This window comes from Nitrososphaerota archaeon, from assembly GCA_029785825.1.
GTDB lineage: Archaea > Thermoproteota > Nitrososphaeria > Nitrososphaerales > Gagatemarchaeaceae > UBA183.
The window spans coordinates 492,669-517,353 of record JAFLYY010000001.1; the positions used below are offsets into that span (position 1 = coordinate 492,669).

The 24,685-nt window shown below is 63.2% G+C and carries 26 protein-coding genes; 10 read left to right on the forward strand and 16 right to left on the reverse strand.

The annotated features are described in order from the left end of the window. The first annotated feature begins 73 nt into the window (after positions 1–73). The 4 genes from carA to JRN21_02720 all read left to right on the forward strand — a co-directional run bounded on the left by carA (position 74) and on the right by JRN21_02720 (position 6,270). Positions 74–1,252, forward strand: coding sequence for a glutamine-hydrolyzing carbamoyl-phosphate synthase small subunit (carA, locus tag JRN21_02705; protein MDG6988215.1), 1,179 nt, complete (start codon positions 74–76; stop codon positions 1,250–1,252). Between the two features lie 3,101 nt (positions 1,253–4,353). Beyond that, positions 4,354–4,875 carry an NUDIX domain-containing protein gene (locus JRN21_02710; protein ID MDG6988216.1) on the forward strand — a complete coding sequence of 174 codons (522 nt, stop codon included), beginning with the start codon at positions 4,354–4,356 and terminating at the stop codon, positions 4,873–4,875. A 43-nt stretch (positions 4,876–4,918) separates the two neighbouring features. Further along, on the forward strand, positions 4,919–5,311 hold the full coding sequence (locus tag JRN21_02715; GenBank protein MDG6988217.1) for a hypothetical protein: 393 nt from the start codon (positions 4,919–4,921) through the stop codon (positions 5,309–5,311). Between the two features lie 65 nt (positions 5,312–5,376). Beyond that, positions 5,377–6,270, forward strand: coding sequence for a GDP-mannose 4,6-dehydratase (locus tag JRN21_02720; protein ID MDG6988218.1), 894 nt, complete (start codon positions 5,377–5,379; stop codon positions 6,268–6,270). Here JRN21_02720 and JRN21_02725 read toward each other — a convergent pair. From JRN21_02725 to JRN21_02775, 11 genes are all read right to left on the reverse strand, one after another. Next, positions 6,267–6,578, reverse strand: a complete 312-nt coding sequence (locus tag JRN21_02725) for a 30S ribosomal protein S10 (GenBank protein ID MDG6988219.1) — start codon at positions 6,576–6,578, stop codon at positions 6,267–6,269. The two genes, JRN21_02720 and JRN21_02725, sit on opposite strands and share 4 nt — an antisense overlap. A 36-nt stretch (positions 6,579–6,614) precedes the next feature. Next, complete coding sequence (locus JRN21_02730; GenBank protein MDG6988220.1) at positions 6,615–7,460, reverse strand: sugar phosphate isomerase/epimerase; 846 nt, start codon at positions 7,458–7,460, stop codon at positions 6,615–6,617. Positions 7,461–7,476: 16 nt separating this feature from the next. Next, on the reverse strand, positions 7,477–7,902 hold the full coding sequence (locus JRN21_02735; GenBank protein MDG6988221.1) for a cyclic nucleotide-binding domain-containing protein: 426 nt from the start codon (positions 7,900–7,902) through the stop codon (positions 7,477–7,479). Between the two features lie 7 nt (positions 7,903–7,909). Then, positions 7,910–9,586 (reverse strand): hypothetical protein, encoded by a 1,677-nt coding sequence (locus tag JRN21_02740; GenBank protein MDG6988222.1) that lies wholly within the window; start codon positions 9,584–9,586, stop codon positions 7,910–7,912. Further along, complete coding sequence (locus JRN21_02745) at positions 9,576–10,358, reverse strand: hypothetical protein (GenBank protein MDG6988223.1); 783 nt, start codon at positions 10,356–10,358, stop codon at positions 9,576–9,578. The genes JRN21_02740 and JRN21_02745 overlap by 11 nt, the downstream gene beginning before the upstream one ends. After that, entirely contained in the window at positions 10,355–11,287 is a 933-nt protein-coding gene (locus tag JRN21_02750) for a hypothetical protein (GenBank protein MDG6988224.1), read from the reverse strand. Before JRN21_02750 ends, JRN21_02745 begins: the two co-directional genes overlap by 4 nt. Before the next feature lie 170 nt (positions 11,288–11,457). Beyond that, entirely contained in the window at positions 11,458–12,393 is a 936-nt protein-coding gene (locus tag JRN21_02755) for a MoxR family ATPase (GenBank protein MDG6988225.1), read from the reverse strand. Further along, a complete protein-coding gene (locus JRN21_02760; protein MDG6988226.1) occupies positions 12,353–12,748 on the reverse strand; it encodes a hypothetical protein in 396 nt (131 codons plus the stop codon). Before JRN21_02760 ends, JRN21_02755 begins: the two co-directional genes overlap by 41 nt. Beyond that, the gene (locus JRN21_02765) at positions 12,738–13,568 is read right to left on the reverse strand and encodes a hypothetical protein (protein MDG6988227.1); all 831 of its coding nucleotides are present in this window, start codon (positions 13,566–13,568) and stop codon (positions 12,738–12,740) included. Before JRN21_02765 ends, JRN21_02760 begins: the two co-directional genes overlap by 11 nt. Before the next feature lie 267 nt (positions 13,569–13,835). After that, positions 13,836–15,296 carry an aldehyde dehydrogenase gene (locus JRN21_02770; protein MDG6988228.1) on the reverse strand — a complete coding sequence of 487 codons (1,461 nt, stop codon included), beginning with the start codon at positions 15,294–15,296 and terminating at the stop codon, positions 13,836–13,838. Between the two features lie 55 nt (positions 15,297–15,351). After that, a complete protein-coding gene (locus JRN21_02775; GenBank protein ID MDG6988229.1) occupies positions 15,352–16,500 on the reverse strand; it encodes an iron-containing alcohol dehydrogenase in 1,149 nt (382 codons plus the stop codon). A gap of 53 nt (positions 16,501–16,553) precedes the next feature. On the opposite strand from JRN21_02775, the gene JRN21_02780 reads away from it, so the two are divergent. Genes JRN21_02780 through JRN21_02790 form a run of 3 tightly spaced genes read left to right on the forward strand, consistent with a single transcriptional unit; the run spans position 16,554 to position 18,963 of the window. After that, positions 16,554–17,762 (forward strand): aconitase X catalytic domain-containing protein, encoded by a 1,209-nt coding sequence (locus JRN21_02780; GenBank protein ID MDG6988230.1) that lies wholly within the window; start codon positions 16,554–16,556, stop codon positions 17,760–17,762. Continuing rightward, complete coding sequence (locus JRN21_02785; GenBank protein ID MDG6988231.1) at positions 17,759–18,187, forward strand: DUF126 domain-containing protein; 429 nt, start codon at positions 17,759–17,761, stop codon at positions 18,185–18,187. Before JRN21_02780 ends, JRN21_02785 begins: the two co-directional genes overlap by 4 nt. After that, positions 18,184–18,963, forward strand: coding sequence for an HAD-IIA family hydrolase (locus JRN21_02790; GenBank protein ID MDG6988232.1), 780 nt, complete (start codon positions 18,184–18,186; stop codon positions 18,961–18,963). The genes JRN21_02785 and JRN21_02790 overlap by 4 nt, the downstream gene beginning before the upstream one ends. Before the next feature lie 5 nt (positions 18,964–18,968). Here the strand turns inward: JRN21_02790 and JRN21_02795 are convergent, their stop codons facing one another. Beyond that, entirely contained in the window at positions 18,969–20,054 is a 1,086-nt protein-coding gene (locus JRN21_02795; GenBank protein MDG6988233.1) for a hypothetical protein, read from the reverse strand. Between the two features lie 55 nt (positions 20,055–20,109). Here JRN21_02795 and JRN21_02800 point away from each other — a divergent pair, with 55 nt between their 5' ends. Next, positions 20,110–20,523 carry a hypothetical protein gene (locus JRN21_02800; protein ID MDG6988234.1) on the forward strand — a complete coding sequence of 138 codons (414 nt, stop codon included), beginning with the start codon at positions 20,110–20,112 and terminating at the stop codon, positions 20,521–20,523. A gap of 69 nt (positions 20,524–20,592) precedes the next feature. Beyond that, a complete protein-coding gene (locus JRN21_02805; protein MDG6988235.1) occupies positions 20,593–20,916 on the forward strand; it encodes a hypothetical protein in 324 nt (107 codons plus the stop codon). Positions 20,917–21,300: 384 nt separating this feature from the next. Here JRN21_02805 and JRN21_02810 read toward each other — a convergent pair whose 3' ends face one another. The 3 genes from JRN21_02810 to JRN21_02820 are packed head-to-tail and all read right to left on the reverse strand — an operon-like array spanning position 21,301 to position 23,435. Further along, positions 21,301–21,687: a hypothetical protein gene (locus tag JRN21_02810; protein ID MDG6988236.1), complete on the reverse strand. Its 387-nt coding sequence runs from the start codon at positions 21,685–21,687 to the stop codon at positions 21,301–21,303. 1 nt (position 21,688) lies between these two features. Then, entirely contained in the window at positions 21,689–22,669 is a 981-nt protein-coding gene (locus tag JRN21_02815) for a hypothetical protein (GenBank protein MDG6988237.1), read from the reverse strand. Positions 22,670–22,694: 25 nt separating this feature from the next. Continuing rightward, positions 22,695–23,435, reverse strand: coding sequence for a hypothetical protein (locus JRN21_02820; GenBank protein ID MDG6988238.1), 741 nt, complete (start codon positions 23,433–23,435; stop codon positions 22,695–22,697). Positions 23,436–23,530: 95 nt separating this feature from the next. Here JRN21_02820 and JRN21_02825 point away from each other — a divergent pair, with 95 nt between their 5' ends. Then, positions 23,531–24,103 carry a hypothetical protein gene (locus JRN21_02825; protein MDG6988239.1) on the forward strand — a complete coding sequence of 191 codons (573 nt, stop codon included), beginning with the start codon at positions 23,531–23,533 and terminating at the stop codon, positions 24,101–24,103. Positions 24,104–24,403: 300 nt separating this feature from the next. Here JRN21_02825 and JRN21_02830 read toward each other — a convergent pair whose 3' ends face one another. After that, entirely contained in the window at positions 24,404–24,685 is a 282-nt protein-coding gene (locus JRN21_02830; protein MDG6988240.1) for a hypothetical protein, read from the reverse strand.

The following is a 24,685-nucleotide window of genomic DNA, read 5'->3' on the forward strand; positions in this document are numbered from 1 at the left end:
GGTTTCGCGAACGCAAGCCAGATCCAGTCCGGACTTTTTCAAGCGCCAAATCCTTAAAAGTTGAATTCATGAGCTGCCTCTTCTTAGAGTGCTCTCGCCGAGAAAAGAAGCGCTGCTTCTCCTCGAGGACGGTTCTACCTTCTTTGGACAGGGACTCGGGGCGGAAGTCGACGTCGTAGGCGAGGTCGTCTTCAGCACCGGGATGGTCGGGTACCTGGAGTCGATGTCCGACCCTTCTTATGCGGGGCAGATACTCGCGTTCACCTATCCGCTCATAGGCAACTACGGGGTCCCTCCATACTCGCATAAGGACGCCTACGGGCTCCCAAGGTTCTTCGAGTCAGATTCGATAAAGGTGAAGGGGATCGCCGTCCAGGAGGCTTGCGAGGCCCCCAGCCACTGGGCGTCGAAGAGGACCGTGGCGAAGTGGATGGAGTCCGAAGGCATCCCTGGAATCCAGGGGGTCGACACGAGGGCCCTCGTCACCCGGTTGAGGGAGTCCGGGGTCATGATGGGGATCATCGCCAACTCCGCTGGCGCCAAGGACAGGGAGGCTGCTGCCGAGCTTCTTTCCAAGGCGGGGCGCTATTCCTCCCAGAACCTCGTCAGAGGCGTGTCGGTGGCGAAACCCGTGGTGCACGGCGCCGCCGGGCCGCGGGTCGCCCTGCTCGACTGCGGGACGAAGTACGGGATAGTGAGGAACCTCCTCAGGAGGGGGTTCCAGGTGGTCCGCCTCCCCTATGACTCGAGCTACTCCACCGTGATGAAGAGCGACCCCGTGGGGGTCGTGGTCTGCAACGGGCCGGGAGACCCTGTCATGCTCACTGAGACGGCGAAGAGCGTCGGGGTCCTCGTGGACTCCGAGGTCCCGGTCTTGGGCGTCTGCCTCGGGGAGCAGGTGGTCGGCATGTCTCAGGGGGTGGAGACCTTCAAGCTGAAGTACGGCCACAGGGGGCAGAACAAGCCCTGCGTCGACCTGACGACCGGGCGCGGATACGTCACCAGCCAGAACCACGGCTACGCCCTCTCGGAAAAGTCGCTGGAGGGGACAGAGCTCAAACGGTGGTTCGTAAACGCGGACGACGGGACCGTGGAGGGGGTCTACCACCAGGCCAGGCCGTGCATAGCCGTCCAGTTCCATCCAGAGGCGACCCCCGGACCGTACGACACGGAGTTCGTCTTCGACAGGTTCGCCGACATGACCCGGGGGGTCAGTCCCAGGGGTGGGGAGCTACGAAGCGTGAAAGTGTAGAGAAGGTCCTCGTCATAGGGAGCGGGGCCATCAAGGTCGGCGAGGCGGGGGAGTTCGACTACTCAGGGAGCCAGTGCCTGAAGGCGCTGAAGGAGGAGGGGGTGGTCTCGGTCCTGGTCAACCCCAACATAGCGACCATCCAGACCAGCTCCCAGTTCTCTGACCGCATCTACTTCGTCCCCGTGTCTGTCCCCTCGGTCTCCAAGGTGATTGAGAAGGAGCGGCCGGACGGAATCCTTCTCGGCTTCGGGGGGCAGACGGCCCTCAACTGCGGCATCGGGCTTTCGGAAGCAGGAGTCCTCGAAAAGTGGGGGGTGAAGGTCCTGGGGACCCCGGTCCGAGGGATCCAGCTCACCGAGGACAGGGACCTCTTCAAGCAGACGATGCTCGGGTGCGATGTCCCCGTCCCGAAGAGCCTCGCCGTCTATTCCTTCGACGAAGCGAAGAAGGCGACCGACGAGCTCGGCTTCCCGGTCATCATCCGGGTCGCCTACACCTTGGGCGGGAAGGGGGGCGGCGTCGCACGGAACCTCGAGGAGCTCGCCATCGTCGTCGAGCGAGGACTGAACAGCTCCATCGCCCACCAGGTGCTCGTGGAGGAATATCTCGGGGGATGGAAGCAGATCGAGTATGAGATCATGAGAGACAGAGAGGGCAACAGCGTCACCGTCTGCAACATGGAGAACATGCTCGGGATGAGGGTCCACACCGGCGACAACATCGTCATAGCTCCGTCGCAGACCCTGACGAACGCCGAGTACCACCTCTTGCGGACCGCATCTCTGAGGGCGGCGAAGACATGCGGCATAGTGGGGGAGTGCAACATCCAGTTCGCCCTCCACCCTGGGTCGGAGAGGTATGCCGCAATCGAGATCAACGCCCGCCTGTCGAGGTCGTCCGCGCTGGCTTCCAAGGCCACGGGTTACCCCCTCGCCTACATCGCGGCCAAGCTGGCGCTCGGCTACCATCTGACGGAGCTGAAGAACAAGGTGTCGGGCACCACCTCCGCCCTGTTCGAGCCGTCCCTGGACTACCTGGTCGTGAAGATGCCGCGGTGGGACACGGTCAAGTTCGACGGCGCGACCAGGAACATCGGGACGTCAATGAAGTCCATCGGGGAGGTCATGGCCGTCGGGAGAGGGTTCGAGGAGGCCATACAAAAGGCGGCCCGGATGGCCAACCCCCAGCACGACGGGGTGGTGCGGGCAGGGAAGGCCCCCGACCGCTCCGGCGCCCTGAGCCGCATCGAGCGCCCCACGGACACGATCGCGTTCGACCTGGCCGAGGCCCTCCGCACGGGGCTCGACGAGAAGGACGTTTCCGAGAGGAGCGAAGTCGACCCTTGGTTCGTCAGCAAGTTCAAGAACGTCACCGACTTCCACGCCTACCTGGAAGGCCAGCCTCCGGGATCGGTCCCGAGCAGGGAGACGCTGGCGAAGGCGAAGAAGCTGGGCTTCTCAGACAGGCAGATCGGGCGCCTCCTCGGGATCGGGGAGGACAGGGTGAGGGAGGCACGTGTCCGGATGGGCGTCACCCCCCTAACCAAGGTGATCGACACGCTCGCGGCCGAGTGGCCTTCGAAGACCAACTACCTCTATCAGACGTTCGACGCGTCCGTCGACGAGGCGCCTCCCTCGGGGAGGAAGAAGGTCATGGTCCTCGGCGCGGGCCCCTACAGGATCGGGAGCTCCGTAGAGTTCGACTGGGGGACCATGAACATGGCCTGGGCCCTGAAAGGGCTGGGGTACGAGGTGGTCGTGGTCAACTGCAATCCGGAGACGGTGTCGACGGACTTCGACATGAGCGACAGGCTCTACTTCGAGGAGCTGACGGTGGAGCGGCTGCTCGCCATCTATGACAGAGAGAAGCCTGAGGGGATGGTCCTCTGCGTCGGGGGGCAGACCCCCAACGACGTCGCGGAGTCCCTGGAGAAGAGAGGGGTCACCATCCTAGGGACGTCGTCTCAGTCCATCGAGACCGCCGAAGACAGGACGAAGTTCAGCGCCCTCCTCGACCGCCTCGGCATCCCCCAGCCTGCCTGGGGGTCGTTCCGCTCCCCCGCCGAAGCCGCCACGTTCTGCTCCAGGGTGGGGTACCCCGTCGTGGTGAGGCCGTCCCACGTGCTGAGCGGGTCGGCCATGAGGGTCATCTGGGACCCTTCCGAGCTGGAGACCTACATCACCAGGGCCGCCATGGTCAACCCTGACTTCCCTGTCGTGGTGAGCGGGTTCGTTGAGGGGGCCCGCGAGGTGGAGGTGGACGCGGTCTCCGACGGCAAGGACACGGTCATAGGAGCGATCATAGAGCATGTGCAGGACGCGGGGATACACTCCGGGGACGCGATAATGTCCATCCCGACCGTCTCCATCACGAAGGCGGCCAAGGAGAAGATCAGGGTCTATACGAAGGGGATAGCGAGGGAGCTGAAGGCGAAGGGGCCGCTCAACATTCAGTTCCTCGTGAGAGGGGCGTCGGTCTATGTCATCGAGTGCAACCTGAGGGCGTCGAGGTCCCTCCCATACGTCTGCAAGGCGACCGGGGTGAACCTCATCGACGTGGTGGCTCCCGTCATGGAGGGGGGGTCGCTCAAGAGGAAGACCGACGTTGAGGAACCCAAGCGGTTCGCGGTCAAGGCCCCAATGTTCTCCTTCCTCCAGATGGACGGCGCGGACCCCAAGCTTGGGGTCGAGATGCGCTCGACCGGGGAGGTCGCATGCTTCGGGGACACCTTCCCGGAGGCGCTGGCTCAGGCCTTCCTCGCCACTGGACACAAGATGCTGAAGAAGGGAGACGTGGGGCTCCTGCTCCTCGAGCGGTGGCAGGACGGGGCCGGCCCCGCCCCCTTGGTCGAGCGCTTCAAAGAGCAGGGAATCGAGATAATGCAGCTGGACGAAGCGTCCCTCGGCCCCAGGCTCGCTGAGGTACAGGGGCTCATCTCCGCAGGGAAGGTCTCCTTCGTCCTCTCCTTCAACGCGAACTCCAACGTCGACTCCGACCTGTTCCACTCGGTGAGGCGCAAGGCTGTGGACCTGCAGGTCCAGGTCATATCGACCAGGGAGGAGGCGGAAGCCCTGCTCCTCTGCGTCGGCAGGTAGGCAGCCTTGGGTGGCTCAGAGCCGGTCGACCGCGTCGACGAAAACGATTCGATAGTCGGCTCCTCAACTGTCGGCGAGTGCGTGGAGAGGGGGCTCATCCACAGGGCTGTCGCCGTGGTGGTCGAGAGGCCCGGAGGAAAGATCCTCTTGCAGAGGAGAAGCACCAGGGACAACTGGCAGCCGGGCATGTGGACCCTTTCGTGCACGGGACACGTAAGGAAGGGAGAGACCTACGAAGCGGCTGCGAACCGCGAGCTCATGGAAGAGCTGGGGATCACCGCCGAGCTGGCTTTCCTGAAGAAGTATCTCCTCCCTCCCATAGTGGAAGGGTCCCGGACTGAGCACGAGTGGGTGGCCCTGTTCGCCGGGGCTTCGGGAGCAGAGGTACGCATCGACCCAGTGGAGCTCGACTCGGTGAAGGAGTTCACCCCGCGCGAGCTGCAGTCGGAGATGGACGGGGCGCTCATCACCCCCGACGCTGTCATGCTGCTCCGCGAGTACCGCAAGTTCGCCAGGCCCACCGGCTGACCCTCGACATCTTATTACAAGGCCCCATGCGGCCCCGCAACGGATGGACCCGCTGGAAGAGATCGGCTCCCACATCGCCGGCGCCTCGAGGGCGGTCGTGATCTCTGCAAGGGACGTGGACCTGAGGCCCTCCTCGGGGGACAACAGGCTGTTCATACTGAAGATCGGCGAGGGCTCCCTCGCCGCCGGCGGGAGGGGCGGAGGCTTCGGAGAGCGCAGAGTGACCGCGGTCTTCTGCTACGGCCTTTCCGGCGGGGCCTGGTCCAAGCTGTTCGAAGCTGGGGAAGGCGAGGCGGACGGCTTCGAGGTCCCCTACTATGTCTCGAGGCTCCCTATGACGCTGGCAGACGGAACGGAGGAGATGGGGTACGGGGTGGTGGACCCGGACCTCGTAAGGACCCTGTCTGCGAAAGCGAGAGTCACCGACTCCCAATGAGGAGCGCTCCGGCGCCAAACATCGGAGCCCCGCTTAAATAGAATCGGGGGACGGCTGGGCCTTGAATGAAGGTCCTGATAACCGGCGCTTCCGGGATGGTGGGGCGGAACCTCGCGGGGTACTTCGCTGAGAAAGGGGTGGGCACGGTCCTTACAGATCTCGCGGGGTGGGAGCTCTCCGGCGACCTGCTCGACAGGGACTTCGTCTTCGGGACCCTCAACTCCCAGGAGTTCGACGCCATAATCCACCTCGCTGCGATAACGGAGATCAAGAAGACCATAGAAGACCCGAGGCTCTGCTTCGAGGTCAACTGCTTCGGGACCCTCAACGTCCTCGAGCTCGCGAAGAAGAAGGGGGTGGGGCGGGTCATCGTCGCGTCGTCGGCCAACGTCTTCGGGGCGCCGAAGTCCAACCCTGTCTCCGAAGAGTCTCCTTTCGACCCCCGCGTCCCCTACGACTACTCCAAGGTGGTGAGCGAGAACATGGCCATGGCGTTCCACAAGTCCGTGAATCTCCCCGTCTCCATCACGAGGAGCTGGCTGTTGTTCGGAGAGCACGACCAGCCCACCAGGGCGACCATCCGGTTCATCAGGGCGTGCCTCAGGGACGAGCCCCTCACACTCTACAACGGCGGGAGGGACACCACATCGCCGTCCCACGCGGTCAACTACGCGAAGCTCGCTCTCTCCATACTGACCAACGACAAGGCGGTGGGGCAGGCGTTCAACTTCGGGGGGACTGGTCCGGTCACGATCAGGGAGCTGGCCGAGACCGTGAAGCGCCTCACAGGCTCGAAATCAGAGCTCAAGCTCCTGCCGCCCAGGAGCGAGCTCGAGAAGGACCCCCAGGTCAGCTACCCGACCATAATGAAGGCGCAGAGCCTCCTCGGGTACACTCCGGAGCTCACCTTGGAGCAGGGGCTGATGCGGACGATCGACTGGGTGAAATCCCAGAGCTAGGACGTCAGGATAAGCTCGACCTTCACGTCTTCCGGTATCCTGAGCTTCGTGATCTGTCTCATTGTCCTGTCGTCAGGCTGGACGTCGAGTATCCTCCTGTGGACCCTCAGCTGCCAGTGGTCGAATGTGTGACTCCCCTCTCCGGTGGGCGCCTTGCGGGTGGTGATCTTGAGCTTCTTCGTAGGGAGCGGCTGCGGGCCCCTCACCTTCACCCCGGTCTTATCGGCTATCTCCCTGATGTCGCTGGCCACCTTCTCCAGCTCCGGAAGGTTGGTGCTGGTGAGCTTGATCCTGGCGAACTGGGGCATTTTCTTTCACCCGCGACCGGGAAGTCTATGTAAAGGTTACCGAGGGGCGGGTATTCCCTTCTTCCTGCTTCGAGCTCCAAGGCCCACCGTGGCCCGCAGAGAACCGGCAGCCGCGAGCACCTTCGCGTCCGAGTACCTGTGAGGGTTCAGCTCAAGGCAGACCAGGACGTCCTTGTCTGAGAGCATCTCTAGGAGGGGGGTCAGGGGCGCCGTCCCTTCTCCTGGGATGAGATGGTCGTCCGCCCTCCCGTCGTTGTCGCTGAGGTGCACCTCAGACAGCTTCCGTCCGACCCTTTCGGCCATCTTCAGCGGGCTCAGGCCGCTCACATAGGCGTGGCCGACGTCGAGGGTGCATCTCGTCCCGGGGGTCTCGGCAAGGAGGAGCTCCAGAGACTCCCGGGTGCTCGCCAGCGGGAACTCGTACGGCGGGGACCCCCGCGCCTGGTTCTCGATGCTGACCGTAAGCCTCCCCCTGGCTGCCCTGACCATCTTACGCAGCGCGGACGCGGAGCTCGCCGCCGAATCGGGAACGAGTTTCTCGTTGTGGACGCTCCCGGGGTGGACGGTGACCACGGAGGCGCCGAGGTACGCGCTGAACTCGACGTAATTCTCCAGCGCCCTCTCCACCGCCCCCTTTACCGGTTGGAACGGCGACGCCAGGTTCAGGTCGGTGAAGGGCGCATGCGCGGTAACCATCATGTCGTATGTGGAGAGGGCGTCCTTCAGCCGCCTCTTGTCCGCCCACCCGGGGAAGGCGTGCGGCACCTCCCCCCAAAGCTCTACGAACTCGAACCCCGCGTCTCCTATCGCCTTGACCGCGGAGCAGACGTCCAGCCTCAGGAGGCTCCAAGTGCTGAGCCCGATCTTCAGTACGCATCCCACCGGAGACAGATGCAGGTCAGGACGCAGGGGAGCTCTGGGCCGCCCTCAGCCGCTTGACGAGCTCCTTCAGCATGGGAATCGCGACCTCCGGGTGCGCTTTGATCAGCCCCGCGAAGCTCCAGCTGGGGAGGATCCAGCACCTCGTCTGGGAGACGGCCACCACGTCGGCCGACCTCGGCTGGCCGTCTATGACGGACATCTCTCCGAAGAACTGCCCTTTGTTCAGGGTCGCCAAGACCTTCCCCGACTTCCGCACCTCCACCCTCCCGTCCAGGACCAGGTAGAAGCCCACCCCTATCCCCTTCTCCCCGAGGATGACGTCCCCGGAGGCGTACGACGTCTCCTTTCCTTCCCGGACTACCGCTCTGCGCGTCTTCTCGTCGAGGTCCTGAAAGAAGGGCACGCCGGCTATAAGAGAGACCGCTTCGGAATCCCCGGCCATCCGGATTTCAGGCCCTCCGAGCTGATTTAAACCCACCGACTTTAGTACCCGCAGTCGGGCTCGAGTTCTTCCCCAAGATCTCCTTCCGTCCTAGATAATCGCGCCAAACGAAGAAGTTGACCCCCACACCCACGGCTAGGATCACCATCAGGACGACGAAGAGGTTGGCGGGGCTCGGCGGAGTCAGGTCGAGTTCCGCTTTCGCAGTTTCCCCTGCGCTGACCTCTATCGTAGTGGATGCCGCTCTCCCCTCGTACACCGCGGTGACGTTGTACTCGCCTGGAGGGAGCGTGAGGGTGATGCCCCCTTGGGTCTCCCGTAACTGCGAAACCCCCGCTCCGCCTGTAGGGGCGACCAATATTGTCGCGTTAGCTGCGGGCCCTCCGCCTGACGTCGCCTGCACATCCAAGAATCCGACCGGGACCGAGAGAACCTGAGTGGTGAACGGGCCGTCGACTTCTACGTTGTACCGCTTCTGGGTTACCCCGCCAAAGCTCAGATCCAAAGATGCGGTGAAGGGATAACTCGTCCCTATGATGTATACCTCACTGTTGTAGAAGTCCCAGGAACCCACCCCCTTCCCTGTCACGGACACCGTGATGCCGGGCACTTTGGCAACCTGTGAGGAGCTCCTGACGTCGATCCTTGCCTCGCTTGCCGTTACGTTCGAGACGGTGTATCCGTCCACACCGCCACTCGCATACATCAGGTAGATCTGCCTGGGCCAGGTGGCGTTGGCGTTGTCCAGGTTTGTCTTCATGGTGAAAGCTAGGGAGGTGATGCCAGAAAGCTGGGAACACCCGGCAAGGGAGACCCACCCGCCCCCACTCAGCCTGAGAAAGGGGGTTTCGAAGACCGTCAGTCCCTGTGGGCCGTTGATGTAAGTCCGCAGGTCATAGCGACCCCCCCTGAGGAAGAGATCTCCCGAAAGATTGGCCCCGATCCGCTGGGGGGCGGAGGCGGAATCTACGCTGAACGTCCCGGACTGGGCTGCGAGGTCCTCCTGGGAGACCACGACCCCGCCTTCGAGATAGCTCCTCGGGGTATACAGCTCGAACCAGCCGCTGAACGCGCTCTGAACCTGAGGCAGAAAGACCGAGGTTGAGGTCCCGTTCAGCGCGACCCTCATCTGCCCCCCGATTCCACTCGGGAGCTGGACCGTCGCCACCGACCCTCCGATGTATCCCATCGTGCACCCCTGCATCGAGTAGGAGTCTGTCGGGGGAATGGCGTAGCTCAGCTGGAGCAGGTTCTGTGTCAAGTTCGACCCGACGAACTGGGGTACCAGGGCCGGAGGATGCGGCGCGAGCGCTACCTGCACGGTGGTGGAGACAAAGCCAGGGCCCGTTACAAGGAGGGTCCAATTCCCGGACGGGTCTGCCGTGCGGAATACGTATAGCAAGTCGAGCGAACCCGGCCCGAGGTACCTTGGTGGGGTCGTGACCCCGCTGGGTGCTTCCAGGCTGACGTAGATGCCAACGGAAGTGAGATAGGATTGGACCCACAGGCTGTCCCCCGCCGTGTAGATTGGAGTCCCGACGCTTACAGGGACGACGCTAAGCGGCCCGAACCCGAGCCCGATGTCAGGGACCTGGGACGCATTGGAGCCCTGAGCGAAGGCGATGGTGGGGAAGACTAGCAGGGCCAGGGCGCCGCATAGCACAAGTCCCCTTCTAATGCCCACGGGTCAACCACCAAGTAGCAGCAGCCATGACCAAAGTGGGAGGCATGAACAGCAGCGCCGGGGGGAGCGAGAGGCCGGACGTGCCGAAGGCCAACGCGAGCGCGCCCCCTGTGGCCAAAAGTCCGGCCAACAGGCCCCTGTTCCTTCCTATGGCTGATCGGGTGTCGAGGCCAAGTACGGCATAGGTCAGGAGCGAGATGTATACCACGGCCATCCCCACGAGTGCCGCGGGGCCCGTCGGCGGTTCAGTGCCGCTCCCCTTGAGGAAAGAGTCGACCAACCCAGAAAGGCCGGTCCCGGACGCCGCAGCGGAGAGGCTTGCGTTAGTCATCAGAATGCTGATCTCCGACGCAATGATTCCTGACGGGATCACTGCCGTGAGGGTATCTGACCGGAGCATCCCCCTTCCGATCCTGTAAGCGGCGTAGGGGAGCCCGGAGAACGCCACCCCGGCCGTCCATCCGCGGAACACCTGGTCCATCGCGGCGAAGGCGAAGGGAAGTCCTGTCAGCGGGGAGGCGGCCAGAAGGAGAGGGAGGAGGAACAGGTCCGCCCCGTAGATGTCTACCAGAAGGGCCGGACCCGCCCCCCGGAGAGGCTTCGCTGCGAGGAACGCCACCGTCTTGACAAGTTGTACACCGAAGAGAACGATTTCAAACGGGGTCGCGGAATAAATCGGCCCGCCGAAAGCAAAAGCCACCATGAAGTTTGCGTCGATGAGCAGGAGTCCTCCCGCCGCGGAGAATGATAATGCAGACCTCAATGTGGTCATTTGCTCAGGACCATCCCTACTAGGCTCGAAAGGTCTTCATGACCTGAGAAGAAAACGACGCTCGACCCTTTCATCCCCCTCCCCTCGCCCCACACTAGGAGGACGGAGGGCCTGTTCATGACCAGCCCCATCACTTCAGGAGAGTGGGCCGCCTCCTCTGATGTGATGACCATGTCGGCCTGGGAGGGTGACTCGGCGGCCACCCCGGCTGCGGCCTCGTCCTCCCAAAGTTTGGCGACAAGGTCGGCGAGACCTTCCCGGTCTTTGGCTTCGGTCAACGTCGCTCTGCCTCTGTGTATGTGGCGCACCCTGAGCTTGGTGCCGGTGGAGACTACCGGAAGCCCCACTCTCGCAATGGCCTCGGAAGCTAGGTCCATGCGCGCGGGGGTCCGCTTCTTCTCTTCGCCTTCCTCCTCCTCGTAGAACCAGAGGTTCATCCTCTCAGGGATGTTGGCCTCCCCTGTCCTGACAAGTAGTAACTCGTCGGGCGTCCTAGCGTGGCGCTTCCACATTATGTCTTTGGCGCTCCTGGAAGTTGTGTATACCTCAGCTGCATAGAACTCTTGTCCGGAACCTCCTCGACCGGCAGGGAGGTCTCCCAGCCTCGTGGCCGAGACCCTGATCGGTTCCCCTGTCCCCAGGAGCGATGTCGGGAGGAACTCGCACACTATCCCGACTTCCTTGACTTCGCTTCGAGCGAGGATCTCCAGAGGGTCGGCTATCTCCACCCTTGCCTTGAGCCCGGTGTAGACCCCCGCATATCTCGACCTGGCGACGAGCGATCTCTCCTTCCCCTCGCCCTTTATCTCGGCTTCCAGCCCGTCGGGAACTGTGACGAGATCCATCCTGGCAGAAACTGATCCCGTCTTCACCCTGAGCGGAACCATGATCTCCTCCCCTTTGAAGGCCCTGACCCTGGCAGACTCCACAGAGAGGTCGAGCCCCTCCTTCGGGTAGGCAGCGAGCGAAAGCAGAGAAGCAAAGGCCAGAAGGGCGAACGCGAATCCCAGGGCGAGCCCCCATCCGAATCCAGCTAACGCACTAGCGAGCGGAACAATGACCGCCGCCTTGAGCAGGTCCCTCCCATGTTTGGTGAGGGTTATCGTGGCGGCTTCACTTTTGTGAGGATGTCCCGGACCACCTCAGCTGGGTCATCGACCTTTCCGACCAGCACCGCTGACTGGTCGAGCTTTACCCTGTGTCCTAGGACGTACAGGGCGACCTCCTTGATGTCTTCAGGTGTCACGTAGCCTCTGCCTGCCAGGAATGCGACCGCTCTCGAACAGTGGGCGAGCTGGACCAGGGCCCTGGGGCTGGCGCCGAGGCTCAGCCTGCTCTCATTCCTGCTCTCCAGACCCAACACAGAGATGTATTCCGCTATCTCGTCTGAGACTGTGACGTCGGCGACATCCCGGAATGTTTTCGCGAGCTCGTCGGCCCGGAGGATTTGCTCGACCGCCTGCGTCCCCATGTCACTGAGGTTCCTCTTGATGATGGCCGACTCGGTGGTGAGGTTAGGGTATCCCATCTCAATCCTCATCATGAATCGGTCGAGCTGATTCTCCGGAAGCGGGTACACGCCCTGGAACTCCTGCGGGTTCTGCGTGGCAATAACCATGAACGGGTCAGGCAGGGGCTCCGTGTGCCCTTCCACCGTAACCTGGGCCTCCTGCATCGACTCGAGGAGAGCACTCTGGACCTTGGGGGGCGCCCTGTTGATTTCGTCGGCGAGGAGGAGGTTGGTAAACACGGGACCCTTCCTAAACTCGAAATCCCTCTGCTTCATGTCGAATATGAAGCCCCCCAACATGTCCATGGGGAGCATATCCGGGGTGAACTGGATTCGTTTGAACTCGACCCCCAGGCACTTGGCGAAGGCTTTCGCGAGTATGGTCTTCGACACGCCTGGAACTCCTTCCAGGAGTACGTGCCCTCTCGCCAGGAACGACACCAGGAGGAGTTCGGTCTCCCTTTCCCTCCCGATGACCACCTTCCTAACCTGCTCGAGTATCTTCTCCTTTAGCTCTCCTGTCAATTGGGTTTCTCCTCAGCTTCATCGCCAGGCCCGCCACATCGGTCCCGTCGCGGGGGAGGGCGGCGTTGCTCCCGTATCTGAATGCCTCATATTCAGAGAGTTTCTCGTCCATCTTTCTCCAGTCGCTTTTCACTCCTTTCTCCCTGAGGTGTTCGAATGCCTCCGTCCACGTGTATCCCTGGGGGAGTTCCGGGGCGTACCTTTTGATGGACCGGTCCAACAGCTCAAAGGCAGCCCGCGCGTCAGGAACCACCCCGGGTCCTAGACTTCTCAAGAGGAGGTACCCTGTTCCGGCCAGCGCAAAGAGGGCAACATCGATTCCCAGCAGCGATCCTTCTAGGAGACTAATCGGCAAGATAGCTCACCGTCGAGTTCGCCTGATAGCTGGTGAACACCACTCCTAGCGCGGGAATCGGCTGGTAAGGCGCCGAAGGTTGCATCGCGACCCAGGTCCCGCCTGCGCCTTCATACTCCCCTATCACGGTACAGAGCACCTCTACCCTCTGCGTGGACCGCAGGTACAACAGGCCGGCTCCCGTCTCCCCAGATACTGTCGACGTCCATCCTGACAGCTGGATGGTGGAGTTGACAGGGAATGTGAAGTTCTCAGCGAACTTTGCGTATATGACCGAGCTCGGCTCTAGGGTCGAAACAGTGTCCTGGTTGATGACTACCACAGGGCTGGCTCCGCTCTCGACCGGAGTTATATCCAGCCTGAGGACGGTGGTGACGTCCGCCTGGAACTCCACGGTCTTCGTGAAATTGAATCCGGTTCCTAAAGCGGTCACAGTGAAGTTCCCTTCGGACACGGACGCGAACACTTCGCCCGACGAGTTGGTGACCACCCGAAAGCTCGTAGGCCTGCCCCGGTTGAACTTGTTGCCAACACCGACCTCGGTCAGGCTCAGCCCAAGCCCCGCGAGAGGGACGGTCGTGAACTGGCTGCTGCTTCCCGCGGTCGGGGTGGCGTTCCCCGAGGAGAATTCTGTACTCTCCGCGATGGCCAAGAGGTAAGGAGAGGTGACGGTGGGAGGATTCGGCGCAGCGGACGAAACCTGCCCCCCGGTCCCTCCAGGCGTACTGCCGAGCCCTGCCCCGCCAAAAACAAGGCCAAGCAGAAGACTCATGATCAGAAGAAGCGGAATGAGCATACCCGTGGCGAGGCGGGAATACACTTCGTCAGGATCGAGCCATGGAATCCGCTAAAAGGATTGTTAACAGAAATCGGGCCCACGCGTGGGGGCCAACCCCGGTGGGCACGCGGCGCGACTGGGCGGACGAGGGCTCCCGTCACCTGCAGCCGGCAGCCTGGCGGGTGTAACTGACGGACGGGGAGTCGCCCTGCTTATTGTCGGCTCGTAACTGTCTCAGCCTTGCGACGCTTTCGCAGGATGTCGTCGGCGTTCATGTCCGACGGCGCCATGCATCTCAGTCACAGGCCACTAGTTGATTGGGAACGCCCACTTCTTCCCTTTCGAGTATTCCAGGACCTGGATGCTCTTCGTCTCGTAGTAATGGTCCAGGCCCTCGAATCCGAGCTCCCTCCCGAACCCGCTCTGTTTGAACCCTCCGAAGGGGACTTCAGCCCTCGCTATGGGTGGGGAGTTGACCCAGGTGGTGCCGGCCTGGATCCGTTCGGCGGCGTAGTATGCCCTCTCTACGTCCTTCGTCCAGACCGACGACCCGAGGCCGTAGAGGGTGTCGTTAGCCCTCTCCAGCGCCTCGTCGAGGTCCTTCACCACGAAGATGGGGAGCGCGGGCCCGAAGCACTCCTCCCTTGCGATCTGGGAGTCGTAGTCTACTCCTGTAAGCACCACTGGAGAGAGGAAGTTCCCGCGGGAAAGCTCCTTGCCTGCGGGCCTCCCACCTTGCACCAGTTCCTTGGCGCCGCGGTTCTCGGCATCCTCGACCATCGACTCCACTCTCCCCCTCTGTTCTGCGGTGTGGACCGGGCCCATGTGGGTGGACTTCTCCATCCCGTTCCCGATCCTTATCGTCCTGACCTTTTCCGCGAACTTTTCCACGAACCGCTCCGCTATGGACTCGAACAGGAAGAGCCTCTTGACCGAGGTGCACGACTGACCGCAGTTCCTGAATCTCCCCCAGGCCGCTCCCTCAACGGCGAGTTCGATGTCCGCGTCGTCACAGACGATCATAGGGTCGGAGCCTCCCAGTTCGAGGGTGAGCCGCTTGATCGACTTCGCCGACCCCTCCATAATCCTCTTCCCGGTCCCGGTCTCCCCCGTGAACGCGATCTTGGCTACCTTGGGGTTGTCGAGGAGCTCCTCCCCGACCACCGCGCCGGGCCCGGTGACCACATTGACCGCCCCCGGGGTCAACCCCGCCTTCACCATCAGGCTGCCGACCTTGACGTCGGTGATAGGAGTGGTGCTGGCCGGCTTGACCACGAACGTGTTCCCCGCGGCGAGCCCGGGGGCCACTTTCCACCCCATCAGCGATACGGGGAAGTTCCAGGGGAGGATCGCCCCCACGACGCCCAACGGCCTCTTCGTGACTATGAAGAACCCCTCTCCGGTTGAGAACGGGTTGTGCGCCCCCCGTTCGCGCCCTATCAGCCCTGCGTAGTATTCACAGGTGTTCGCGAATGAGCCTATCTCGCCCTTGGCCTCTCCCAGCGGCTTCCCCTGCTCCATTGTGAGGGTGGCTCCCAGGTCGTCGACGCTGGCCCTCACCAGCTCGGCCGTCTTCAGAAGGACCCTGGAGCGCTCTATGTTCGGTTTCTCGGACCAGACCTTGAATGCGTCGGCGGCGGCGTCAATCGCCCTCCGGGCGTCCTCCCTGGTCCCCTTGGGGACCGTGTCCACCGCCTCCCCGGTCGCAGGGTTCGCGACCCGTATGACGTCGGCGCCTTGGGCGTCCTCCAGCTGGCCTTGGATGAGCATCTTCATGGATTCTCTGCCCTCCGACAGACCGCCGGCCCGTATAAGACTTGTCTGTTCAGGACCTGAGGTCTCCTTCCCACATCCTCCTGTAGAGCCCGGCCATGCTCTTGGCGTCGAAGACCAGCGGGCTGTTCGGCCTCGGGTACATCGTCACGCACTCCTCGGCGAGGGAAGCCAGGTCCCCCTCCGCGACCCCGACCTCTTTCAGGGTGGTCGGGACCTTGATGTGGGCCGCGATCCCTTTCGCCCTCTCTCCGACGGCCAGCCCGACCACGGCGGGGTCACCCGTGGGGTCGACCCCGAATGCCTCTGCCAGGCGGCCCACCTTCGGGCCGCAGGCGACCGCGTAGTTGGAGATCATGTACGGGAGGGGGACGCCGCACGACACCCCGTGAGGCAACCTGAACCGCGTAGCGATGGTGTACCCTATCGAGTGGCCGTAGACCATCCTGGCCTGGAGGGCGATCCCTCCCATCAGCGCGCCCGCGCTCATCGCCTCCCTCGCCTTCCTGTCTCCTCCCGCGTCGAAGGCCGTCTCCAGGTTCGCCACGATCAGCCTGATCCCCTCCAGGGCCGCGGAGTCCGTTATGGGGCTGGCGGCGGAGGAGAGGTAGGCTTCCACGTTGTGGCAGAGGGCGTCCATCCCGGTCGCCGCAGTCACCCCGGGAGGCATGGACATCGTCAGCTCCGGGTCTACCACCGCAGCGGAAGGGAGGAGGAGCGGGCTGTTGATCCACTGCTTGTGCCCGTCTACGGTCACCATGGAAGTCACCGTCAGCTCGGCGCCCGTCCCTGCGGTGGTCGGGACCATGATGGAAGGGAGGGGCCTCTTCGCGAACAGGTTGCTCCCTACGAATGACTTCGCTGGCCCTGGGTTGGTGGCGAGCCCCGAAGCGACCTTCGCCATGTCCATCGAGCTCCCCCCTCCGACCCCAATCACGATGTCGTATCCGGCCGCCCGGACCCTGTCCGCGACCGCCTGGGCCACCTCTATCCTCGGCTCGGCTTCCACTTCGTCGAACAGATCGCAACTGACCCCTTTGAGGCCGTCCTCAACCTTGCCCGCTATCCCTGTCTTGACCATCACCTTGTCGGTCACCAACAGCGCCCTCGTCCCGCCGAGTCCTTTCGCCTCGGCACCGATCTCGTCCAGGGCTCCGAACCCGAACGACAGCTTTGTGGGGAGGAAGTAGTGGAACTTCAACAGTCGAAGAAGGTAGGACGCCTTTTTAACTGATACCGGGCCGCGACGGAGAGTTGCACCTCGATTCGGACCAGGAGAGGCTTCTCCGGGGAGAGGGGGGCGAAGCGAAGCAGTTCGCCATGGAGATCGTCACCAAGGTGGGGGACGCCGTCGGGGCGAGCTCCCTGGTCCCGATAAAGTCGGCCCACGTCCTCGCGCACTACAGCAGCCTGCATGACGCCGGGGTGGACGTCCTCGAAAGGTTCGCAGAGTCGGGAGGGAGGTTCGCGGTCCCCACCTCGGTAGACCCGGCGAGCATCGACCTTCAGAACTGGAAGAGCTTCGGGATTCCGGAAGAGTACGCCCGGAAGCAGTTCCGCCTCTGCGACGCATACGGCAGGCTGGGAGGGATGCGGTGCTGGAGCTGCGTCCCATATCAGGTCTGCAACTTCCCCAAGCAAGGGGAAGCCGTCGCCTGGGCCGAGTCCAGCGCCGTCGTTTTCGCCAACTCGGTCATGGGGTGCAGGTCCAACAAGATCACGGCCGGGATGGACGTCGCCTGCGCCGTGCTGGGGGTGACCCCCAGCTTCGGCATGCTGGAGGAGGAGGGGCGCAGGGCGAAGGTGACGTTCAGGGTCGGGTTTGACTGGCTCTCGGAGCTAGACTACCGGTCCCTGGGGTACTTCGTGGGCAAGAGCTCCGGGTCGAGGGTCCCCGCCTTGGAGGGCCTCCCCCGCTCTGTCACCTCCGACGACCTCAAGCACCTGGGGGCCGGGGCCGCGGCTGCCGGGCCTGTAACCATGATACACTATCCCGGGATCACCCCGGGGTCACCTACTCTCGCGGCCGCGTCAGGGGGTGAAAAGGTCGAGGAGGTGGAGGTCACGCGGGGGGACCTGGACGAAGTGAGGGCGGACCTCGACCAGACGGAAGAGCCCCCGGACCTCGTCGCCCTCGGCGTGCCGCACCTCTCAACCAACGAGCTCGGGGCCCTCGCCAACCTGCTCGAAGGGAGGAGGGTGAAGGCGGGGGTGAAGATGTACCTGTACACCTCATCACAGGCCTACGACATGGCCGAGAGGACCGGGATCGCCAGCGTGATCGAAGCGTCCGGGGCCCGCATCACCCACAGCACGGACGCGGAGATCTCGCCGCTGAAGGCGCTCGGCTTCGAGGTGGTAATGACCAACTCGGCCAAGCTCGCGGAGATCATCTCTTCAGAGGGTGAGGTCAGAATGAGGTACGCGCCGCAGAAGGATATAGTCGAGCGGGTGACAGGGTGACCGAGGCGAGCTTCAGAGGAAGGGGGCTGATCCCCGGGAAGGCGGAGGGGCCCGCCCTGCTCTCCTTGAAGGCGTTCACGTTCGCACACGGGGTCGACCCGTCCACCGGGACCGTGACCGACGTGAGGAGCGACGTCAGGGGATCCAACGTCAAGGGGCGGGTCCTGTTCTACCCGTTCGGGAAGGGGTCCACGACCGCCTCTGCCTGGTTCCTCGAGACTGTGCGCCTAGGGAACGCCCCCTCCGCCATAGTCACCGAGGGGGTGGACCTGTCTGCGGTGATAGGATCGGTGATGGCGCGCGAGGTATACGGCAAAGGCATCCCCGTCATATCGGGGATAGCGAGGGACGCATACTCGAAGATCGTCGCCGGTTCCAAGGTCAGGGTGGACTCGGAGAGGGGGGAGGTGAAGGTCCAGGGTTGAAGCGCGTCCTCTCGAAGAAGGACCTGTTCCTGTTCGACCTGGACGGGGTCTTCTACAAGGGGAAGGAGACCAGGGTGAAGATCGGAGGGACCGCCGCCGTGGAGGCACTCAGGAGGCGGGGAAAGAAGCTCTTCGTGCTCACCAACAACTCGACCGACTCGGCCGAAACGGTCTGGTCCCGCCTGGTGGGCACCGGAGTCCCGGTCCGCAGGGAGGAGGTCCTCACCACCACCCTCCTCATGGCCGACTTCCTGCTGGAAAGGTACGGCAGGGTGGCCTACTTCCTGGTGGGGGAGAGAGGACTGGAAGAGGAGATGGCAAAGCGGGGCCACACTCGGGTGAGAGGAGAAACCGCCGACTTCGTGGTGGTGGGGCTCGACAGGAAGATAACGTATGAGAAACTCGACCACGCCGCGAGGCTCGCCAGGAACGGGGCGAAGATCGTGGCCACCCACGCGTCACGTCTCTACATGTACAAAGCGGGGCCGGCGGTCGCGACGGGACCGCTTGTGAAGGCCATAGAATATGCCAGCCGCAGGAGGGCCGTCGTCATCGGAAAGCCTTCTCCGCTGATGTTCGAGATAGCGCTGGGCCGCGCCCATTCAGAGAAGGCAAACGCGGTCATGGTCGGGGACCAGGTGGACACCGACATAGCTGGCGCGTCGAACGCGGGAATCGACTCCGTACTTGTCAGGAGCGGGGTCGACCAGGACCCCGGGCCCTACAGGGTTCTGGCCACACTAGACAACGTCGACGGCATAGTCCCGCTCCTCTGACCTGCCTACGCCCCGTGCTCCTTCAGGAAGCGCTCGTCCACTTCGACCCCCAGGCCGTCTCCCGAGGGGACTTTCATTTTCCCTCCCCTCGGTTCGGGGATTCCGCGGACGAGCTCGGTCTGGAGCGGATTGGTGAAGGGGTTGAGCTCGACCCCGACCGAAGGGAAGGCGGAGGCGACGTGAATCGAGGCGGCAAGGGACACGCCCGAGTTCATCCCGGTCATGGGGGAGAACGATATCCCGTGCGCGGCTGCTTCGCGTGCGACTTCTGCCTCGACCTTCACCCCCCCGCATCGGCTCACGCTCGGCTCAACCACCCCGATCAGCCCCTCAGCGAGAGGGACGTGGAAGTCCCCGGGGAACCAGCTCTCCCCGGCCCCGATCCTCGTCCTGGCCCCTCTCAGCGCCCGGTATCCTCCGATGTCGTCGGACAGGACAGGCTCTTCGAACCAGGCCAGGTCCAGGTCGGAGAAGGCGTCGCACGCCCTCAGGGCGGCCGAGGAGTCGTAGGCCCCGTTGGCATCGGCGACAAGCATCCCATCCTCCCACAGGACCCTGACCCGATGCAGCAATCTGCTGTCCTCTTCTACCCCGAACCCCACTTTGACCTTGGCTCCTGAGAGCTCTTTGCCCTTCGACAGTGCGACCTGCGCTTCCAGAGGGCCTCTGGACTCGAACAGTGAGCCGGCAAATGCTGGGACCTCCTCCGCCGGCCCCCCTGACAGGATGCGCCCTAGAGGCTTCCGCTCAAGCTTTCCCCGGCAGTCATGGAGGGCGATGTCTATCCCGCTGAGCGCCTCGACGTCCGTCCCCCTGGTATGCCCCCGGACTCGGAGCTCCCGCCAGACGGCCTCCCAAGCCGACCCCTCGCCGTCCCAATCCTTCCCTTCGACCGTCTTCCCGAGGTACCTCACCAGCAGCGCCGTGGCGCCAGGGTCGAACCTCGTCATGGCTTCCCCCCAGCCCTGCACCCCGTCCACTTCAGCCCTGACCAGGACCGCCTGATACGACGCGTAGCTGAACGTCCCTCCTCTCAGCTTCTCTTCGGTCTTGACCCTGACGGGGAACGCTTCTACCGACCTGACTCTCATCCTGCCTCCGCGCCCGGGGCAACCTTAAATTGGTTAGCGCTGCCTTTCGTCATGTTTGCAGCATCCAGCTTCGAGAGGCCTCGCCAAATGCGCCCTTTGCGGCGCCCCCGAACCCCAGGCAGGGACCTTCCCGATGGTGGTCGGGGTGGGGAAGGTCTGCATCTCCGACGGGATGACGAAGGTGAAGTGCGAGTCCTGCGGGGAGGAGGTGAAGCGCGTCACGTCCGCGAAGCTCCAGGGTAGGACGGTCTGCCTGGCCGACTACATGAAGGAGGTGGAGAAGTTCAGGCAGCACATCGTTCAGAGCTTCGACGAGGACAACGAGCCTGCCGCTTCGATACTCGGGCGCGCCTACAAGGAAGCGCCGGAGGGATATACGCTGCTGGCAGTCCGCAGGGGGAGGAACAGCAGGCACCTGTGGGAGGCCGAGTATGAGAAGACCGAGATCTTCCAGATGAGATGCAGTTAACCGCCAGAGCAACAACTCTACACACTTTTCCTTAAACTGACGCCGGGCTCGTTACACGGCGAACCTTCTTTGGCCAACGAAGAGATGCTGGTCCTCAACAAGCTCCTTCAGGAGATAGAAGACCTGAAGCTAGGGCTCGATCCGAACGTCCTAGCGGGGTGGTATCAGAAGATAGCCAGCGACGCCAGGGCCGAGGCTCCGATGCACCTCACAGAGTCCATAGACGTGGTCCAGGATCCCATCCTCCCGATGAAGTTCGAGTTCAAGACGTCGAGGCGGGCCATCAAATATGTGACGGAAGCCATCGACAGAAACCTCGACGGCATGCCGCTGGCGACGCGGCTTTACTTCCAGAAGCTGTCCGAGCTCATCCAGGCCGAAGCCCTGCGCTAGCCTGCCAGCACGGTCACGACCCCGACCATCCAGGGGTGGAGCTCGCAGTGATACACGTAGACTCCGGGGACCGTGAAGGTGTGGGCGTAGTTGTCTCCGATGTTAAGGTATCCCGGGCTGAAGGGGATGCCCCGGCCGGAACCGTGGAGGAGTGATCTCCGACTGCATCGAGGAGATCTGCAGTTCCTGCGCGCTGAGCTGGTCAGCCGAGGACTGCGTGGACGTCACTTATGCCGCGGCGACTGCCGCCAGCCCGACAAGGGGGTGGACGCCAAGGGCGTTTGCCGTGTTCAGGCCTCTCCTCGTGTTTCCGTTCTTTACGTGCCGGAGTCCGGGAGGGCGGGTGTGACTTGAGTGGACCACGGCGTCCTGCGCTTCCGCCGCCTATGTGCAGGAGGCGCGCGAGTAGGCCGGTTTGCCGTTGATGGTCGCTGAGACGACGCTCCCGTCTGGCGCAGTCCTGGCGGTGAAGTCGACGACGAACTTCTTCCCCTCGACGACACAGGAGGTGAAGAGGAAGCCCGAGACCTCAACGCCGCTCCCGGTCGCCCTGACCCGAGTGACCCCTGCCTTCTTGAGGCGCTGACTCTGCGGCAGGAACCGCTTCATTCCGCTTGCGATGCGCTTCAGCTGCGCGTCTTCGACCCGCCTGGGGTGGGCCCCGAACTCGGACTCTTCCCGGCGGGTGCGGGCCCCGGCGCGTCCGGGATGTCTCCCCACTTCCCTTTCGAGGCTCTGCTGGCCGACGGGAGTCCCGGACCTGCGCGTCACGTCACGTCACTCCCTTCCGTCCGCGCCCCCTCGACGCGGAGATGAGCGGTACCATGAGCAGCGCTATGGCGGGGGGAGTGTTTGGGTCGGTGCCGAGCCCCGTCAGCGTCCCTCCGAGGCCGAGTCCGAACCACCAGATGAAGCCGAGCCATGCCAGGGCGAAGGCGTACCCCAGTCGGGACCGGCGGACCAGCAGTCCCACGCCAGCCAGAAGTGTGATGGTCACCTCAGCCGCGTTGCAAAGCACAGGATGAGCGGCTGCGAACCTTATGATCGGGACGAGGGTGTACGTCGCTTGGCTGGGTAGCGCCGCTATGTTCGCGGCGAATATAGACGACTGGCCGAAGGTCGTCCACATCAGAGGTGCAGCCTGTACCGCTGCCAGGACAAGGAAGAGGACAGCGGGAGCGTCCCTGACGACAGAGAATCGTCCGGAAAGGTTCCAGAACCCGCGCGGTAGGAGGAGAAGGAGGGCCGCAAGGGCGTAGACCAGGGCTGCCCCTGGGAACCCGTTCAGGATGCTCGGGGTCCCGGGGAATACGCCTCCCGACATTGTCGCTGCGAACACCCCTGACATCCCTTCGCCGAAAACCCAGACCGTGAGCCCCCACGCCACCGAGACCGCAAGGGCGGCCCGTCTGACCCTCTCGCCGCCTCTGAGAAGCGAGACGCCCAGGGCGAGCTGTACGACCGCAACGGAGGCGTTCCAGAGGGCCGCGTGGGGGGTGATATACCGTAGAAAGAAGCTCATCGAAGCGAGATAGAGCGGAGGAGGCAGCGACTGGAGTGCGTTGCCCAGCACGCTGTTCACATTGTTGGCGAAGAACAGACTGAACATCCGAGGCTGAAGCTGCAGGAGGCCGTCGACGACCCAGAGCGCCCCGAGTCCCAATGTCATCCAGCGACGGACGCTGCTTGCCGCGCCCGGACCGTATGCCTCTCCTGAGGTTTCAGCCTTGGCTTCGTAAGACTTAGCGGGCAAGGGCGAGGTTCGCCTTCGTCAGGCGTCAGCTCACCGTTATGGACCCGCCCATCCATCCGTTGGCCGACATCGGACCGAGCCAGCCGCTCGGCCCGTAGCCGCAGGGGTCTTCGCAGTGCCAGACGAAGGTCCCCGTCTGGTTGATGTAGAAGTCAGCCATCTCCACCGAGTTGGCCGCCACCGGTATGTTGATTCCCAGTTGCGGGATCGTGAAAGTGTGGCCGATCTGGGTCTGTGGATTCAGCGAGCTTACAGCCGTCGCGCTCGCCTGGGTGAAGTTGCTGAGGGCCGCAGTCCCGTTCACCACATAGACGACGTTCCCTACGGTGCCGGAGACCTGGCCGTACTCCGAAGGCAGAGGCGAAGCCGTGTCGTAGTCAACGATGGTGAGCTGGATCAGGGTGTGGGCCGGAAGGGTGATGTTAGCAGAAGATTTCAGGCCGTCAGGAGTGAGCACCCAGTACTTCGGCGCCGTCGCCGTCGAGTTCCATTGCGCTGCCCCGGCTATCAGGAGGGTAAGCTTGAAGGGTCCGCTCGTGCCGTTGCCGCTCTGAGAACCCGTACTCGAACTCACCTTGCTCTGGAGCGACTGTATCTGCGACTGTTGGGTCCGTATGGTCCCCTGCTGGCTGGATGCCACGCTAATCATGGCCGTCCCTATGGCCATGAAGACCAAAGTCAAAACCACCAGGACAGCAGCGACCTTCGCGTCCGACATGCCAGCCCTGCTGTACGCCCGCCGCCCTGCGGCCGTTTCGACTTCCATTACCCGATAGGAGGGGCTCAGGGTATTTGATACGGCCTGTACGGTTAGCCATTCGAAACTAACCTTATGTATGATTGTACATACGGCCATATGCATTGGGCCGTACTAACATTGCCGTCGAAGACGAGATAGCAGGCTCGCTCGCCGACGAAGCCTCGAAGGAGAACAAGACGGTCTACGCCCTGGCGAACGAAGCGATGAAGGCGGTCCTCAGGGTCTGCGAGGAGGGGGGGAAGCCCGACGACGTCTACGTGTCTTGGTTCTTCGCGCGTATCCTGCGAGACCTGGACTCGGTTCCGATTCCGGGGGACCTTCTGGAAAAGATGGTGAAGGCACTTTACGCGACAAACAGCGACTCCCTGCTGAAGTACTGGTTTGAGGAGGGCGTGAGGACGGGGGCTTACCTCCACCTTTCGTCGCCTAAGATAGAGGGGCTCTCATCGGAGGTGAGAGCGCTGTCTCAGGCGAACCTGCTCCCTGTGAAGAGGGTCGAGATCAAGGTAGAAGATGACAACAAAGTCGCCATCCGGGTCATCGGCGCCGGGCTTTCCATGGAGTCTACGAAATGCGCCGAGCACTTCATCAGAGGGATCGTCAGCGCCTACTCCTTGAAGGTGGTAGGGAGCAGCGTCACAGGCGGGATCATAGAGCTGAAGGTGTCCAAATGACCCGCACCGCCGCCCCCTAGCAGGGGCCCCTGTGACCCTGCAGCCGGGCCTGGCTTCTTGGGCAGTCCGTCGACTTCGTCTCTTTCAGGCCGATTTGCCTCCTCTGACCCCGTTTCCGCCTGGAAGGGGGCGCCATGCCCGGGGAGCCGCCTTCGTGCCGAACACCCCTTTCATGAAGGGGTTCGGCGCATCTCAACAGGCCCAGCGGATGCCCCAGGCGAGCGACCTGCCGAAGGGACCATCCTTGGGTCCGGTCCTCGGGCACAGCCTCCTCAAGCCTAGCTGGTCAGGCCGGAAAGGTCACCCCTTCGCCCGAGCGAGGGAGTACACTATGATGAAGAACCCGACCGCCTGGCTGTACGCCTGGACCGTGATCACCGTCCCGAGGTCTACGGTCCCGAAGTTGTAGAGCACCCCGGCGGCAAGGGCACCCAGGGTGACAAAGGCGAACCCGAGAGAAAGGAGTACCATCGCCTGGCTCTTCGTCTTGGCGTAGGCTCTCCAGGCGTAGTAAACCACCACTCCCCCGAAGAGAAGTATGAGCGCCTGAGCCACGTCCAGATAGAGAAGGTCGATCACCAC